Origin of the sequence: Gryllotalpicola protaetiae, assembly GCF_003627055.1 — a bacterium.
Taxonomy (GTDB): domain Bacteria; phylum Actinomycetota; class Actinomycetes; order Actinomycetales; family Microbacteriaceae; genus Gryllotalpicola; species Gryllotalpicola protaetiae.
Genome location: NZ_CP032624.1, coordinates 1,713,993 through 1,728,075 on the forward strand (window position 1 = coordinate 1,713,993; position 14,083 = coordinate 1,728,075).

Consider the following 14,083-nt stretch of genomic DNA (forward strand, 5'->3'; position numbering starts at 1 on the left):
CCCGCGGCATCCGTAAAGAAAAGAAGACATGTCTGACGAGACCCCCGGTACCGACGAAACGAACATCCACGGCAAGATCGACCAGGTCGATCTGCAGCTGGAGATGCAGCGGTCGTACCTCGACTACGCCATGGCCGTCATCGTCGGCCGTGCGCTGCCCGAGGTGCGCGACGGCCTGAAGCCGGTGCACCGCCGCGTGATCTACGCGATGTACGACGGCGGCTATCGCCCCGACCGCCCGTTCTCGAAGTGCGCGCGCGTCGTCGGCGACGTGATGGGCCAGTACCACCCGCACGGCGACTCGGCGATCTACGACACCCTCGTGCGCCTCGTGCAGCCGTGGGCGCTGCGTTACCCGCTCGCGCTCGGCCAGGGCAACTTCGGCTCGCCCGGCAACGACGGCGCAGCGGCCCCGCGGTACACCGAGACCAAGATGGCGCCGCTCGCGCTCGAGATGGTGCGCGACATCGACCAGGACACGGTCGACTTCCAGCCCAACTACGACGGCTCCACGCAGGAGCCGCTGGTCCTCCCCGCCCGCTTCCCGAACCTGCTGGTCAACGGCTCCGTGGGCATCGCGGTCGGCATGGCGACCAACATCCCGCCGCACAACCTGCGTGAGGTGGCGGATGCCGCGCTGTGGGCCCTCGCGCACCCCGAGGCCACCCGTGACGAACTCCTCGAGGCCGCGATGCAGCGGGTCAAGGGGCCCGACTTCCCGACCGGCGCCCAGATCCTCGGCGTCAAAGGCATCCACGACGCGTACCGCACGGGCCGCGGCTCGATCACGATGCGCGCCGTCGTCAACGTCGAGGAGATCAACGGCCGCACGGCGCTCGTCGTCACCGAGCTGCCGTACCAGGTCAACCCCGACAACCTGGCCATCAAGATCGCGGAGCTCGTCAAAGACGGCAAGCTCGCCGGCATCGCCGACATCAACGACGAGACCTCGGGCCGCACCGGCCAGCGGCTCGTCATCACGCTGAAGCGCGACGCGGTCGCGAAGGTCGTGCTGAACAACCTCTACAAGCACACCCAGCTGCAGGAGAACTTCGGCGCGAACATGCTCGCCATCGTCGACGGCGTGCCGCGCACGCTGCCGCTCGACGGCTTCCTCTCCGCGTGGATCGACCACCAGATCGAGGTGATCGTCCGGCGCACGCAGTTCCGACTGCGCCAGGCCGAGGAGAAGGCGCACATCCAGCGCGGTCTGGTCAAGGCGCTCGACGCGCTCGACGAGGTCATCGCGCTCATCCGCCGTTCACCGGACGTCGACCAGGCGCGCACCGGTCTGATCGAGCTGCTCGACATCGATGAGCTGCAGGCCAACGCGATCCTCGCGATGCAGCTGCGCCGCCTCGCCGCCCTCGAGCGGCAGAAGATCATCGACGACCTCGAGGCGCTCGAGCGCGAGATCGCCGAATACCAGGCGATCATCGCGTCGCCCGAGCGCCAGCGCACGATCGTGAGCGATGAGCTCACGGACATCGTCGACAAGTTCGGCGACGAGCGCCGCACCGACATTCTGTTCGGCTACGACGGCGACATGTCGATCGAAGACCTGATCCCCGAAGAGGAGGTGGTCATCACCGTCACGCGCGGCGGCTACATCAAGCGCACCCGCAGCGACAACTACCGCTCGCAGCACCGCGGCGGCAAGGGTGTGCGCGGCGCGCAGCTGCGCGGCGAGGACATCGTCGACCACTTCTTCGTCACGACGACGCACCACTGGCTGCTGTTCTTCACAAACCTCGGCCGCGTGTACCGCGCCAAGGCGTACGAGGTGCCGGAGGGAGGCCGTGACGCCAAGGGTCAGCACGTCGCGAACCTGCTCGCGATGCAGCCGGACGAGCGGATCGCGGCCGTGCTCGACATCCGTGACTACGAAGTCGCGACGCACCTCGTTCTTGCGACCCGCGACGGTCTCGTGAAGAAGACTGCGCTGGAGGAGTACGACACCAACCGCACCGGCGGCATCATCGCCATTAAGCTGCGCGAGGGCGACGAGCTGATCTCCGCGCTGCTCGCCGAGAACTCGGATGACGTGCTGCTGGTGTCGCGCAAGGGCATGTCTCTGCGGTTCACTGCGACCGATGACGCGCTGCGGCCGATGGGCCGGTCGACGAGCGGCGTCAAGGGCATGAGCTTCCGGGACGGGGACAGTCTGCTCGAGGCATCCGTCGTCACCGACTCCGGCTTCGTGTTCGTGGTCACAGAGGGCGGCTACGCCAAGCGCACCTCGGTCGACCAGTACCGGCTGCAGGGCCGCGGCGGCCTCGGCATCAAGGTCGCCAAGCTGGTCGAAGACCGCGGCGATCTCGCCGGTGCGCTCATCGTCGACGAGGACGACGAGGTGCTCGTCGTGCTGCAGAGCGGCAAGGTCGTGCGCACGGCCGTCTCAGAGGTTCCCGCAAAGGGCCGGGATACTATGGGCGTCGTCTTCGCCCGCTTCGCGGACGACGACCGCATCATCGCCCTGGCGCGCAACGTCGAGCGGAAGCTCGGAGGCCAGGTCGTTGACGGCGAGGCTGCTGAGGGTACCGAAGCGGCTGAACCTGCAGAAGAGACAGTGCCCGCGGAAACGGGCCAGGCGGAGGGTGAACCGACAGATGAGCAGTAGCGTCGCCGAGCGACTCGCCCGCAAGACGGCCAAGCGCCCCACGTCGAAGCAGGTCCGCCTCAAGCTGGTCTACGTCGACTTCTGGTCGGCGGTGAAGGTCTCGTTCCTCGCGGGACTCGCACTCGCGATCATCGGCATCGTCGCGACGTTCCTGCTGTGGACCGTGCTGACCCAGACCGGCATCTTCAAGTCGATCGCCGACCTGTTCCAGTCGATCGGCGGTCAGAGCTCGAGCGGCCTCCTCGACGCCGTCGGCCTCGGCAATGTGATGAGCTTCGCGATCATCGTCGGCATCCTCGATCTGATCGTCGTGACCGCGCTCGGGGCGGTCGTCGCGCTGCTGTACAACCTGTCGGTGAAGATCACCGGCGGCCTGCTGGTGGGCTTCACCAACAACTGATTTCACATCGAGCGGATGCCTGTCCCAGGGTTTTCCCGGTCCGATTTCGCCGCCGCGCAATCGTCCGGTAATCTCTAACAGGTCCGTTTCACGGGGCTATAGCTCAGGCGGTTAGAGCGCTTCACTGATAATGAAGAGGTCCCAGGTTCAAGTCCTGGTAGCCCCACCCAAATTTCTCCTTCACGGGGCCTTAGCTCAGTTGGTAGAGCGCCTGCTTTGCAAGCAGGATGTCAGGAGTTCGATTCTCCTAGGCTCCACTAGAAAACATTGGGATCGCGGGGTGCGGTCCGAGCCAGGTGTCAACATCTTCGTGTCCGCCTGACCCCCTTCGATTCCTTACGGGCCATTCAGTTTGCGCTCGCGGAGGGCTGAGCGATCCGCCAATGGTGGCGGCGTTCACACAGACTTTAGCGAGATCCACATGCGCGCTTCCCGGCCAGGCGCCGCACCTATGGAAGCCTGGCATCGTGGAAAACCCTTGGATCGGCATTCCGGTCGAGCCGCCCTTCATCGCACCCGTTGATCGACCGGCGCTTTCAGATCCAGGGTTTCGCAAGGATCAGTTGCACTTCGAGGTGATACCCGAGCCGTATATCGGGGACCCCGCCACGGCGAAGATTCTCTTCCTCGCTTCAAGGGCGCTGCGCATCCCTCGGGACCGCCTGCGGCGGCCCTTGACCGCCCTTTCGCTGCGCGCATGGGTAGGGTCCGATCAAGGCAGATGCCCCGATCGGGGCATCGAACGAAGCGAGTGCGAGCGATGTTGGGCCCACAGGATGACGTGCGGCAGTTGGGGGAGTTCTGGGTGCGGGTCGATCCGGCCGAGCTGGTCGACTGCGGGGCATCTGACTGCTGCCAGTAGGGCGGCACTAGAGAGGGGGCGACACTGCCGCTGCCTCGTTGGGTGTTTCCCCCGGTCAGTCACGGCCACCTTCGAGCCCGCCGCGGATTAATACCCACCTTGGCTGCCACCCCCTTTGTTGGGGATAGCTCCGTCCTTCCGTTGAGATGTTTGCTGTCAGCAGATGCATATCTATACGTTCGATTAGGAGGGCACATGAAACACCGTAGTATCGCTCCTGGAATTGCTCTGATCGCCGCACTTGTTGTGGGCGTCGGATTCTCGGCGCCCGCCCAAGCAGCGACGGCGGTGCCAGCGGCCGCGGCCGCCTCGATCACTTGCACGATTAACGTGCAGAACCCGCACGGTTCCACTCACGTCAGCGGTACCGTCAACGTCGTATCGACGGTTTCGTGCACTGCCCCCGTGGCTTCAATCACCCAGCAGACGGCCCTGTACAAGACCACCGGGAATTCTTGGTGGGGAACAAAGGTGACCAAGGCCGCAACATCCTCGGCTCAGAGCAATGCCTCCGCGTCCTGCACGGTGGCGCCGGGGAACTTCTACGGTACGGCAGTCACAAGCATCGTCTGGCCTCCTGGATTCTCCGGCCCGCAGCCCCCGAGCGCCTATGGGAACACGACGGCTGTGAACTGCAGCACCGCGCAGATTGTAGCCAACAGCGAGGGCATCATCTCGACCGAGACGGTCACCGCGACATTGACAAAGTAGGGAAGGGCCGACCCATGACTCCAGAGCTGCACCCGGATCCCATCGACCGGCAGGACGAATCGTGGGTAACTTCTCACCCCGCGTATCGTGTGACGTTCTGGAGTCTGCCCCCAAGGGCGAGGGGATCCGATCCGACGGTTCCCCTCGCCTTCAACGCCGAGCACTGGCGCATCTCCAACGCTCGCGACGTGATCGAAGTCCTCGACTGGGCGCGCAGCGACGGCCGTCTTTTCGAGGTCTTTGCGGAATCCGCTGACGCTGCCGCCGATCGCGCATTCACGAAGACCGTATTGCGACTGGCGGGGTACAACCTGGCCTACGGCCCCGGTTATGACCCAACGGCTTTCCTCTCCGTCCCCGCGGACCTTCAGACCACCACAGCTCAGCTGGAACAGAGCCGGGAAAAATAAGGCCGGGGAGTGATTCGCCGGTGAACATAAGGACCGATGGTGATCGCCGCCTGGCGGCCGCGCCGGCTACAGCCGTGCAGCCAGGTGCTCGCTGCGCTCGTAGTGCATTTCGTCTTCCTCGTCGCCCATCGCACGCTTATCGAGCCAGCGCTCGGCCGACTCGGGAGAGCCGAGCGCTCGGAGCATGATTGCGAACGCCTCGGCTTCTGAATAGGTGAGGCAGGGCGCGATGTCGTGCGCGGTTTGCACGTTGCCGATGATCGCGAGAGCTGCGGCGATTTCCGCCTGCTGTCGGGCTTCGCGGATGAACCCGATTGAAGCCTTGCAAGCAGGATGTCAGGAGTTCGAATCTCCTAGGCTCCGCTCCGGATCCCCTCTAGTGTCGAGCGTGTGAGCGACGATGTCGACGCGTTCATCGCCCGGGTCACTCCCGCGAAGCGGCAGCGTGACGCCGAGGTTCTGCTCGAGCTGTATGGGCGGGTGACCGGACTCGAGCCGGAGCTGTGGGGTTCCATCGTCGGCTATGGCGGCTACCACTACCGTTACGCGACGGGTCGCGAGGGCGACACTCCGGCCGCGGCGTTCGCGCCGCGCAAGGCCGCGACGAGCATCTACCTGATGGACGGCGTGGGCACTCATCACGAGCTGCTAGGGCGACTCGGCCCGTACTCATCGGGGGTCGGCTGCCTCTATCTGCGCGACCTGACGATCAACGACCTCGGAGTGCTCGAGCAGATCGTGACCGCGAGCTTCCGTGCGCTGACCGCAGGAACGTTCACCGATCGGGCGCGAGAGCATCACAACTAGCCGGCCTCAGTCGAGCGCGGCGGCACGATTGCTGAACCTCATCATCACGATCGCGGACGCGCCCCGGGCGTTGTAACGTCACGCGCATGCGCACGGTCACTGCCGTCGAGTTCGTCACGCTCGACGGGGTCATGCAAGGGTTCGACGGGCCGGACGACGACCCTTCGTTCATGCACGGCGGGTGGGGCATCCCCTACCAATCGCCCGACTCCGTGAAGTCAGGAACCGACGCGATGGCGCCGGGAGCGAGCTACCTGCTCGGCCGCAAGACCTACGAGCGGATGATCGCCTTCTGGCCTCATCAGCCCGAGTCCAACATCATGGCCGCGCGCCTCAACGCGGCCACGAAGTTCGTCGCGACGCGCACCCTCACCGAGCTGAGCTGGAATGCGACGCGACTCGACGGCGAGCTGATTGCCGCGGTCGCGCAACTCAAAGCCGCAGGCGACGACCCGCTGGTCATCCTCGGCAGTGGCGAGATCGTCAGGCAACTCACCGTGGCGCGCCTCATCGACCGGTACTCGCTGTTCATCCACCCGCTCGTGCTCGGCCCGGGCGGCCGGGTCTTCCCTGCGCTCGACGCGCCGCTGCCGCTGCGCCTGGCAGGCGTCACGCAGACGAGTGCCGGAGTGCTGATCGTCGACTACGAGGCATCCGTTGATTGAATGAGGGCATGAGCGCAGCCGACATCATCCCTGCCCACCTGATCCCTCTGCTCGAGGCGCCGAACTACGGCTTCCTTGGAACGATCCGCCCCGATGACACCCCGCAGGTGAACCCGATGTGGTTCGACTTCGACGGTGAGACGCTGCGGTTCACGCATACGACGAAGCGGCAGAAGTACCGGAACCTGCAGCACAACGCGGCGATGAGCTTCGCGGTGCTGAACCCCGAGAACCCGTTCCAGTACCTCGAGGTGCGCGGCCGGCTGAGTGCGGTAGTGCCTGACCCGGACGGCGAGTTCTACGTGCACCTCGGCAAGCGCTACGGCAATGCAGAGCAGCAGCCCCCTGCCGACAGCCCTGATCGCGTCATCCTCGTCATGTCGATCGAGCGCTACACGACCCAGTAGTCGGCGAGGCGCGCCGCCAGCCATGCGCGGGCCGCGCGCGCCTCGGGCAGACGGCTCGCGGCGAAGAAGACATGGAAGCCCTCGATGGCGGTGAAGCTCGCCACATCGACACCGTCAGTGCGCGCGGATGCCTGGAAGTCGCGCGCGTCCGGATAGAGCAGGTCCCGAGTGCCGAGCACGAGCGACGTCGCGGGCAAGCCGACATAGTCGGCGGCGAAGGCGGGGCTCACGAGCGCGTCCGCCGGGTCGAGCTCAGCGGCCCACAGGCGGCCGGCGATGCGCAGCCCGAGTGCGGCGAGGCTGGGGTCGCGGGTGTCCAGATCCGGCACCTCCGGATGCCGCAGCGTCACATCGAGCCAGGGTGCGGCCAGCACCAGATGCGCGGGCGCGGCCGCGGTTCCGCGCAGTCCGAGCGCGGTCGAGACGGCGAGGCCGCCGCCGGCGGAATCCCCGGCGAGCACGGGCGCGACGCCATCGCGCTGAGCCACCGCCTCGAGCAGTGAGGCCACCTCGGCGACGGCCCGGGTCCCGGTGCCGTTCGGTGCCAGCAGGTAGTCGGGTGCGATCACCCGAACGCCCAGTTCGCGCACGAGCGACGCGACGAGCCACCAGTGAGCCGTCTCGAACTGGTGGATGTAGCCGCCGCCATGCAGCCACACGAGTGAGCGGGCGGATGCCGGTGCTGAGCGGGGCTCGACGACGAGGGCGTGCAGCGGGCCGAGCTTCTCCCAGCCCATCCGAAACTCGCGCCGGTACGCGGCGGGCGGCGCCGCGAACCGCCCGCCCTCGCTGTCCGCGATGTTCCGCAGCGTCCGCGCCTCGCTGGACATGATCGGCTTGTAACGCAGTGCGGGAAGGAGCGCGGAGACAAATCGCATCGCCGGCGAGGGGCGGTCGGTCGAAGCATCCGTCATGCCCGTAACCTAGCCGCGGTTAGGCTCGGTGCCATGGCACTGCGGGTCGCTGCGTACTGCATCATCATCGAGGACGGGAAGATGCTGCTGTCGCATTGGAACGAGAACGGCAGCAACGGCTGGACGCTTCCGGGCGGCGGGCTCGATCCCTACGAGGACCCGGCGGATGCCGCGGTGCGCGAGGTCTTCGAAGAGACCGGCTATCGGGCAGAGCTCGGCGAGCTCCTCGGAATCGACTCGCACCTCGTCGCGGCCGAGCACCGCTTCCAAGGCGCGACCGAACCGCTGCAGGCGCTGCGCATCGTCTACCGCGCTCGGGTGGTCGGCGGCGAGCTCACCAACGAACTCGACGGCTCGACCGACGAGGCGGCGTGGTTCGATCTCGCCGAGGTCGCGAAGCTGAAGCGCGTCGGACTCGTCGAAGTCGGACTGAAGTTCGCTGGTATCGCGCTGTAGTCCTGTCAGGACTCGGCGGAGGACTCCGGCTCGTCGGAGACCCAGAGCTCGTCGTCGGTGCGGAAGGTCTGCCACACGGCGTACGCGACGCCCGCGAGGGCGGCGACGCCGATCGCGATGCCGATGTAGGTGCCGATGCCCGTCTTCTTCTTGGCCGGGACCGGCGCCTTGCCCGAGACCTTCGCCGAGGCGTCCTTCAGGCGCTTGACAGCCGATTTGACACGGGTGTCGTTCGCGATGTCGGCGACGGAGAGCGCCGTGCCGAGGGCGGTGCCGATCGCGGGAACAAGGGTGCGGTTCACAAGGTCGCCGGCCTTGCCGGCCGCGGGTGCGACATAGCTCGCGTAGCCTTCGCGCACGCGCGGGTAGACCTGCTCGCGGGTCAGGTGCTGAGCCTGCTTGCCCGCCTCCTGTGCGACGGAGCCGGCGTGCGCCAGCACCTCCTGCTGGTGCGCGAGCAACAGCTGCGCCTCAGCCTTGAGCTTGTCGAGTTCCTTGAGGCGCTTCTTCGAAAGAGACGTACTCACCGGGCTTACCTCCCACGGGGTTGGTGACGGGGTGCGCGAAACTTCAACCCATCTTGCCACCTGACCCCCAGGACACCACCAGGGCATTGACACGCCCTGTGAAAGAATTGCAGACATGTCGATTCACACCGCCGTGGCCACCCTGCACACCAATTACGGCGACATCGTCGTCAACCTGTTCGGCAACCATGCGCCGAAGACCGTGAAGAACTTCATCGGCCTCTCCACCGGCGAGCAGGAGTGGGCGAACCCGGCCACCGGCGAGCGCTCGAACGAGCCGCTCTACAAGGGCGTGGTGTTCCACCGCATCATCCCCGGCTTCATGATCCAGGGCGGCGACCCGCTCGGTACCGGCACCGGCGGCCCCGGCTACCAGTTCGACGACGAGATCCACCCGGAGCTCACCTTCACCAAGCCCTACCTGCTCGCCATGGCCAACGCGGGCAAGCGCCTCGGCAAGGGCACCAACGGGTCCCAGTTCTTCATCACGACCGACCCGACCCCGTGGCTGCAGGGCAACCACACCATCTTCGGCGAGGTCGCCGACGAGGCGTCCCAGGCCGTCGTCGCGAAGATCGCCGCGGTGCCGACCGACGGCCGCGACCGCCCGCTCGACGACGTCGTCATCGAGTCGGTCGACGTCGCGGGCGTCTGACGCGGATCGGCTGAGGAGTCCGCATGAGCTACGGCGGCCAGACGGACTCGAACGTCTGCTACCGGCATCCGAACCGCCAGAGCTTCGTCGTCTGCCAGCGCTGCGGCCGCACCATCTGCGGCGAATGCCAGACGCCGGCGCCGGTCGGTGTGATCTGCCCGGAGTGCATGCGCGAGGCACGCGCGAGCGCGCCTCGCACCCGGCCTGAGACCGTCAGAAGAATCGGATTCCTGAGCCGCAGCGGCCAGCCCGTGATGACCTACGCCCTCATGGCCGTGTGCGTCGCGGTGTTCATCGCGCAGAACATCCCGGGCGTCGGCTCTCACGTGACCAATGCGCTGCTCTATGCGGGCGGATTCTCGTACCCGGCCAGCGCCGGCGGCAGCTTCCAGCCGTGGCGTCTGCTGACGAGCGTGTTCGCCCACGCGAGCCTCATCCACATCGCGCTGAACATGTACACGCTGTGGATCTTCGGGCAGATCCTCGAGCCGATGATCGGGAAGTGGCGCTATCTCGCGCTGTTCCTGATCAGCGGCGTCTTCGGGTCGGTCGGCATGCTGGTGCTCGCGCCGAACCAGGGCGCGGTCGGCGCCTCAGGCGCGATCTTCGGCATGTTCGGGGCGCTCGTCGTGATCCAGCGGAAGCTCGGCGGCCCGATCAGGCAGTTGATCGTGCTGATCGTGATCAACCTCGCGTTCGGCTTCATCCCGATCTTCGGCGCGCACATCGCCTGGCAGGCGCACGTCGGCGGCCTGGTCGGCGGCCTGCTGGCCGGCCTCATCCTCACGGAGACGCGCAAGAGGTCTCAGCTGCCGCTGCAGATCGTGCTGCTCATCGTGCTCGGCATCGTCGCCGTGCTGGCCGGCATCTACCCGGTCTTCCGTTATTAAGACACTGTCCACAACTGTGGAGAACCGATGGGGTTATCCACAGTCTTAATAACACTGGGGATAATTACACGCCTGTAATTATCCCCAGTGTGATGAGTGTGTGGAAAGGAGCCGCTACTTCCACCTCGTCGTCATGAGGAAGCCGACGAAGGCGATCGCGAAGCCGATCAGGATGTTCCACGAGTTCAGGCCCGGGATCGGAAGGCTCGCACCACTCAGGTAGAACACGATGATCCACAGCAGGCCGACGATCATGAATCCGATCATCAGCGGCTTGTACCAGACGGGGTTCCCCGCATGTTCGCGTGCGGCAGCGCGCTCTTCGGGCGTGAGCTTGCTACGGGTCTTTGAAGCCATGGCCCCAGAGTACCGGGCCCGGCCGGGACCGGCCCGTATAAAGGCAACTGCCCGGGATGCCTGGCTAGACTCACCCGCGTGAGCCGACCACGCACCGAGAACGAGACGGCGCCCGCGAAGCCGCGGGCGCGGGTGTCCTTCCTCGGCATCGCCGGCGAGCTGCTGCTCACCGCAGGCGTTCTGGTGCTGCTGTTCATCGCGTGGCAGAACGTCTTCAACAGCTGGGTGCTCAACGGCCAGCAGAACGGCGCCGCCAGCCAGCTCGGCAAGCAGTGGCTCGAGAACTCGGCGCCCGCACCGAGCAGCTCGCCCGGTGCGAGCGGCGGTTCGGGGCAGGCATCCGTCGGTCCTGACGCGGCCATACCTGTGGCGAGCGAGCCGGCCAACGCGCAGCCGATCGCCGTGATCTACGTGCCGCGGTTCGGCACCGACTGGAAGCGCACGATCCGCGAAGGGACCGGCGACGATGTGCTCAACAGCCCGCGGGCAGGCGTCGGGCACTACGCCAAGACGGGCATGCCGGGAGCCGTGGGGAACTTCGCGGTCGCGGCGCACGACACCGGCTACGGCAGCACCTTCCTGCACGTGCAGAACCTGCGCCTCGGCGACAAGGTCTACGTGCAGACCAAGGACGGTTTCTACACCTACGCGTTCCGCAACTACCAGTACGTGCAGCCGACGGACGTGGCGGTGCTCGACCCGGTGCCGAGCCAGGGCGGCGCGCAGGCATCCGACCGGATTCTCACCATGACCACCTGCAACCCGCCGTACCACACCGTCGAGCGGTTGATCTCGTATTCCGTGCTCGAGTCGTTCTCGACGACGCCGCCCGCCGCGATCGCATCGGATGTGGGCTGATGTACGCCGCACTGTGGCGTGTGCTGCCCGGCCCATGGTGGCTCCGCCTGATCATCCTGCTGGTGCTGCTCGCGGCCGTGCTCTTCGTGCTGTTCGAGTGGGTCTTCCCGCTCATCGACGGGATTCTGAACAAGAACGACCAGGGTACGGTGGGCACGTGACCCGGGTGCTCGTGATCGACAACTACGACAGCTTCGTCTACACGTTGAACGGGTACCTGCAGGAGCTCGGCGCCGAGACGGTGGTGCTCCGCAACGATGTTCTCACTGAAGCCGACGTCTTGGCCGAACTGGCCGGCTTCGATGCGGTCCTCGTCTCGCCCGGACCGGGAACACCGGCCGACGCGGGGGTGTCGATCGCGATGGTGCGCGCCGCGCTCGAATCGGGGACTCCGCTGCTCGGCGTGTGTCTCGGCCACCAGGCGATCGCGGAGGCCTTTGGCGCGGTGGTCACCAACGCCGAAGAGCTGATGCACGGCAAGACGTCGCTTGTAAGCCATGACGACGACGCGTTCTGGGCCGGAGTGCGGCAGCCGTTCACGGCGACCCGCTATCACTCGCTCGCGGTCGTCGACGGCACGGTGCCGCCGGAGCTCGTCGTCACCGCGCGGACAGAAGGCGGAGTGATCATGGGGCTCAAGCATGCGAGCGCGCCGATCTGGGGCGTTCAGTTCCACCCGGAATCCGTGCTCACGGAAGACGGCTACCGCATGCTGGGGAACTGGCTCGAGGCAGCGGGGCTGGCGGGCGCGCGCGAGCGCGCGGCCCACCTGGACCCGCTGCTCAAGGCGTCGTAGCCGGCTGCGCCGGGCTCAGCCGCTCGCGTTGCCGAGGCAGTAGAACAGCGTGATCGACGCCCCCTGCGGCTGATCGCCGACGATCGACTGCTTCGACACCAGGGTGCCCTGCTGCACCGGGCAGCTCTGGTCGCCCTGCGGCGGCTGCACCTCGAGACCCAGCCCCGTGAGGGTGCTCTGAGCCTGCTGCATCGGCTGCTTCGTCACGTCGGGGACCTGTACGAGACCGTTCGACTCGGTGAGGTTGATGGTGTCGCCCTTGTGCGCTGCCGTGTTCGCGGCCGGGTCGGTCGAGAGCACCGTGCCTGCGGGCTGGGACTGGTCGTCCTGCTGATGGACGTAGCCGATCTTGAAGCCGAGGTCGGTGAGCCGTTTCTGCGCATCCTTGTCGGCCATGGTGACGACGTTCGGCACGGTCACCGTCGGCGCGCCGGACGACACCCACACGGTGACCTGGGTGTTCCGCGTCGTCACGAAGCCGGAGGCCGGGTCGGTGCGGGTGACGGCGCCCTTCGGAACGGCGCCGGAGGCCTCGTATTCGACGACGATCTTGAGGTGTGCGCCCGTGATGGCCTTCTGCGCCTGCGCGAGGCTGTCGTTCTCGACGGAGGGCACCGTGGTCGACGAGGCGCTGATGACCTCGCTCGGGTTGTGCTCGAACACCCAGATGAGCAGGGCGGCCAGCACGGCCATGACCGTGATGACCCCGGTGATCAGCCACACCGCCGGCGGTCGGCTCTGCGTGCGTGCGACCTGGGTGTCGTCGGCGAGCTGTCGGATCGTCGACTCGGCCTTCGACACCTGCGCGGGCGGCGGCCCGAACAGGGCGTCCGAGTGATCAGGATGCTTGGGCGCACGCGGCACCTTGCCCTGCGCGGCGGTCTCGAGGTCTGCGCGGAACTCGGCGGCCGTCTGGTATCGCTCGAAACGGTCCTTCTGCAGGGCCTTGCGCATGACCACGTCGAGCGCCGGCGAGACCCGGTGGTTGATGCTGGACGGCTTCGCGGGGATCTCGCTGATGTGCTGGTAGGCGACCGCGACGGGCGTCTCGCCCTGGAAGGGCGGACGGCCCGTGAGCATCTCGAAGAGCACGACGCCGGTCGAGTAGAGGTCGGTGCGGGCATCCACCTGCTCGCCCTTGGCCTGCTCTGGGGAGAAATAGTTGGCCGTGCCGAGGATCGCGGTCGTCTGCGACAGCGACGCGGAGGTCTCGCTGATCGCGCGGGCGATGCCGAAGTCCATCACCTTGACCTGGCCCTGGCGTGTGATCATCACGTTGGCCGGCTTGATGTCGCGGTGCACCACTCCGGCGCGGTGCGAATACTCGAGGGCCGTGAGAATGCCGTCGGTGATGCGGATCGCATGCACGGGGTCGATCTGCCCGCGCGAGACGAGCTCGTCGAGGGGGGCGCCGTCGACGTACTCCATGATGATGAAGGGCGCCTGCACCTCGTTGCCGTTCGCGTCGCGCACCGTGTCTTCGCCCGCGTCGAACACGCGCACGATCGTGGGGTGCGCCATGCGGGCAGCGGCCTGAGCCTCCTGCCGGAAGCGGGTGCGGAACGCAGGGTCCGTCGCGAGCTGCGGCTTGAGGAGCTTGATCGCGACCGTGCGACCCAGCCGGCTGTCGATGCCCTTGTGCACGTCGGACATGCCGCCGCGGCCGAGCAGCTCACCCACCTGGTAGCGCCCGGCGATCACACGCCTCGTGTCGGGCGTCACCGCAAGTTCCTCAGTGCTCATTTGGC

General features: G+C 66.7%; 18 protein-coding genes and 2 tRNA genes. 15 read left to right on the forward strand and 5 right to left on the reverse strand.

Features of this window, described 5'->3' with window-relative positions:
• The first annotated feature begins 28 nt into the window (after positions 1 to 28).
• The 6 genes from gyrA to D7I44_RS08420 all read left to right on the forward strand — a co-directional run bounded on the left by gyrA (position 29) and on the right by D7I44_RS08420 (position 5,003).
• Complete coding sequence (gyrA, locus tag D7I44_RS08400; protein ID WP_120789084.1) at positions 29 to 2,620, forward strand: DNA gyrase subunit A; 2,592 nt, start codon at positions 29 to 31, stop codon at positions 2,618 to 2,620.
• Entirely contained in the window at positions 2,610 to 3,020 is a 411-nt protein-coding gene (locus tag D7I44_RS08405; protein ID WP_120789085.1) for a DUF3566 domain-containing protein, read from the forward strand. Before gyrA ends, D7I44_RS08405 begins: the two co-directional genes overlap by 11 nt.
• Positions 3,021 to 3,112: 92 nt before the next feature.
• Positions 3,113 to 3,186: transfer RNA gene (locus D7I44_RS08410), tRNA-Ile, on the forward strand.
• An 18-nt stretch (positions 3,187 to 3,204) separates the two neighbouring features.
• Positions 3,205 to 3,277: transfer RNA gene (locus D7I44_RS08415), tRNA-Ala, on the forward strand.
• An 800-nt stretch (positions 3,278 to 4,077) separates the two neighbouring features.
• Positions 4,078 to 4,593, forward strand: coding sequence for a hypothetical protein (locus D7I44_RS18140; RefSeq protein WP_162940150.1), 516 nt, complete (start codon positions 4,078 to 4,080; stop codon positions 4,591 to 4,593).
• A 14-nt stretch (positions 4,594 to 4,607) separates the two neighbouring features.
• On the forward strand, positions 4,608 to 5,003 hold the full coding sequence (locus D7I44_RS08420) for a hypothetical protein (protein WP_162940151.1): 396 nt from the start codon (positions 4,608 to 4,610) through the stop codon (positions 5,001 to 5,003).
• 66 nt (positions 5,004 to 5,069) lie between these two features.
• Here the strand turns inward: D7I44_RS08420 and D7I44_RS08425 are convergent, their stop codons facing one another.
• Positions 5,070 to 5,252 (reverse strand): hypothetical protein, encoded by a 183-nt coding sequence (locus tag D7I44_RS08425; protein ID WP_120789087.1) that lies wholly within the window; start codon positions 5,250 to 5,252, stop codon positions 5,070 to 5,072.
• Positions 5,253 to 5,393: 141 nt separating this feature from the next.
• Here D7I44_RS08425 and D7I44_RS08430 point away from each other — a divergent pair, with 141 nt between their 5' ends.
• The 3 genes from D7I44_RS08430 (at position 5,394) to D7I44_RS08440 (ending at position 6,882) form a co-directional block, all read left to right on the forward strand.
• Complete coding sequence (locus tag D7I44_RS08430) at positions 5,394 to 5,810, forward strand: DUF1801 domain-containing protein (protein ID WP_181445610.1); 417 nt, start codon at positions 5,394 to 5,396, stop codon at positions 5,808 to 5,810.
• An 86-nt stretch (positions 5,811 to 5,896) separates the two neighbouring features.
• Positions 5,897 to 6,475 carry a dihydrofolate reductase family protein gene (locus tag D7I44_RS08435; protein WP_120789089.1) on the forward strand — a complete coding sequence of 193 codons (579 nt, stop codon included), beginning with the start codon at positions 5,897 to 5,899 and terminating at the stop codon, positions 6,473 to 6,475.
• A gap of 8 nt (positions 6,476 to 6,483) precedes the next feature.
• Positions 6,484 to 6,882, forward strand: a complete 399-nt coding sequence (locus D7I44_RS08440; protein WP_120789090.1) for a PPOX class F420-dependent oxidoreductase — start codon at positions 6,484 to 6,486, stop codon at positions 6,880 to 6,882.
• Here D7I44_RS08440 and D7I44_RS08445 read toward each other — a convergent pair.
• On the reverse strand, positions 6,867 to 7,796 hold the full coding sequence (locus D7I44_RS08445) for an alpha/beta hydrolase fold domain-containing protein (protein ID WP_120789091.1): 930 nt from the start codon (positions 7,794 to 7,796) through the stop codon (positions 6,867 to 6,869). The two genes, D7I44_RS08440 and D7I44_RS08445, sit on opposite strands and share 16 nt — an antisense overlap.
• 33 nt (positions 7,797 to 7,829) lie before the next feature.
• Between D7I44_RS08445 and D7I44_RS08450 the strand changes: the two genes are divergently transcribed.
• Positions 7,830 to 8,252 (forward strand): NUDIX hydrolase, encoded by a 423-nt coding sequence (locus D7I44_RS08450; protein WP_120789092.1) that lies wholly within the window; start codon positions 7,830 to 7,832, stop codon positions 8,250 to 8,252.
• A gap of 5 nt (positions 8,253 to 8,257) precedes the next feature.
• On the opposite strand, the gene D7I44_RS08455 is transcribed toward D7I44_RS08450, so the two are convergent.
• Entirely contained in the window at positions 8,258 to 8,779 is a 522-nt protein-coding gene (locus D7I44_RS08455; protein WP_120789093.1) for a DNA helicase, read from the reverse strand.
• 115 nt (positions 8,780 to 8,894) lie between these two features.
• On the opposite strand from D7I44_RS08455, the gene D7I44_RS08460 reads away from it, so the two are divergent.
• A complete protein-coding gene (locus D7I44_RS08460; protein ID WP_120789094.1) occupies positions 8,895 to 9,434 on the forward strand; it encodes a peptidylprolyl isomerase in 540 nt (179 codons plus the stop codon).
• Between the two features lie 23 nt (positions 9,435 to 9,457).
• Positions 9,458 to 10,324, forward strand: coding sequence for a rhomboid family intramembrane serine protease (locus D7I44_RS08465; RefSeq protein ID WP_120789095.1), 867 nt, complete (start codon positions 9,458 to 9,460; stop codon positions 10,322 to 10,324).
• Between the two features lie 114 nt (positions 10,325 to 10,438).
• On the opposite strand, the gene D7I44_RS08470 is transcribed toward D7I44_RS08465, so the two are convergent.
• On the reverse strand, positions 10,439 to 10,681 hold the full coding sequence (locus tag D7I44_RS08470; RefSeq protein WP_120789096.1) for a cell division protein CrgA: 243 nt from the start codon (positions 10,679 to 10,681) through the stop codon (positions 10,439 to 10,441).
• 78 nt (positions 10,682 to 10,759) lie between these two features.
• Here D7I44_RS08470 and D7I44_RS08475 point away from each other — a divergent pair, with 78 nt between their 5' ends.
• Genes D7I44_RS08475 through D7I44_RS08480 form a run of 3 tightly spaced genes read left to right on the forward strand, consistent with a single transcriptional unit; the run spans position 10,760 to position 12,335 of the window.
• Positions 10,760 to 11,539 (forward strand): class E sortase, encoded by a 780-nt coding sequence (locus D7I44_RS08475; protein ID WP_245980144.1) that lies wholly within the window; start codon positions 10,760 to 10,762, stop codon positions 11,537 to 11,539.
• Positions 11,539 to 11,700 (forward strand): hypothetical protein, encoded by a 162-nt coding sequence (locus D7I44_RS18145; RefSeq protein WP_162940152.1) that lies wholly within the window; start codon positions 11,539 to 11,541, stop codon positions 11,698 to 11,700. The genes D7I44_RS08475 and D7I44_RS18145 overlap by 1 nt, the downstream gene beginning before the upstream one ends.
• Positions 11,697 to 12,335 carry an anthranilate synthase component II gene (locus D7I44_RS08480; RefSeq protein ID WP_120789097.1) on the forward strand — a complete coding sequence of 213 codons (639 nt, stop codon included), beginning with the start codon at positions 11,697 to 11,699 and terminating at the stop codon, positions 12,333 to 12,335. The genes D7I44_RS18145 and D7I44_RS08480 overlap by 4 nt, the downstream gene beginning before the upstream one ends.
• A gap of 15 nt (positions 12,336 to 12,350) precedes the next feature.
• Here D7I44_RS08480 and pknB read toward each other — a convergent pair whose 3' ends face one another.
• Complete coding sequence (pknB, locus tag D7I44_RS08485) at positions 12,351 to 14,078, reverse strand: Stk1 family PASTA domain-containing Ser/Thr kinase (protein ID WP_120789098.1); 1,728 nt, start codon at positions 14,076 to 14,078, stop codon at positions 12,351 to 12,353.
• Positions 14,079 to 14,083: the final 5 nt, after the last annotated feature.

Excerpts from the sequence above, each read along its gene's own strand:
- gyrA (WP_120789084.1), top strand. The coding sequence starts at position 29 with ATGTCTGACGAGACCCCCGGTACCGACGAAACGAACATCCACGGCAAG.
- D7I44_RS08405 (WP_120789085.1), top strand. The coding sequence starts at position 2,610 with ATGAGCAGTAGCGTCGCCGAGCGACTCGCCCGCAAGACGGCCAAGCGC.
- D7I44_RS18140 (WP_162940150.1), top strand. The coding sequence starts at position 4,078 with ATGAAACACCGTAGTATCGCTCCTGGAATTGCTCTGATCGCCGCACTT.
- D7I44_RS08420 (WP_162940151.1), top strand. The coding sequence starts at position 4,608 with ATGACTCCAGAGCTGCACCCGGATCCCATCGACCGGCAGGACGAATCG.
- D7I44_RS08435 (WP_120789089.1), top strand. The coding sequence starts at position 5,897 with ATGCGCACGGTCACTGCCGTCGAGTTCGTCACGCTCGACGGGGTCATG.
- D7I44_RS08440 (WP_120789090.1), top strand. The coding sequence starts at position 6,484 with ATGAGCGCAGCCGACATCATCCCTGCCCACCTGATCCCTCTGCTCGAG.
- D7I44_RS08445 (WP_120789091.1), bottom strand. The coding sequence starts at position 7,796 with ATGACGGATGCTTCGACCGACCGCCCCTCGCCGGCGATGCGATTTGTC.
- D7I44_RS08450 (WP_120789092.1), top strand. The coding sequence starts at position 7,830 with ATGGCACTGCGGGTCGCTGCGTACTGCATCATCATCGAGGACGGGAAG.
- D7I44_RS08460 (WP_120789094.1), top strand. The coding sequence starts at position 8,895 with ATGTCGATTCACACCGCCGTGGCCACCCTGCACACCAATTACGGCGAC.
- D7I44_RS08465 (WP_120789095.1), top strand. The coding sequence starts at position 9,458 with ATGAGCTACGGCGGCCAGACGGACTCGAACGTCTGCTACCGGCATCCG.
- D7I44_RS08470 (WP_120789096.1), bottom strand. The coding sequence starts at position 10,681 with ATGGCTTCAAAGACCCGTAGCAAGCTCACGCCCGAAGAGCGCGCTGCC.
- D7I44_RS18145 (WP_162940152.1), top strand. The coding sequence starts at position 11,539 with ATGTACGCCGCACTGTGGCGTGTGCTGCCCGGCCCATGGTGGCTCCGC.
- pknB (WP_120789098.1), bottom strand. The coding sequence starts at position 14,078 with ATGAGCACTGAGGAACTTGCGGTGACGCCCGACACGAGGCGTGTGATC.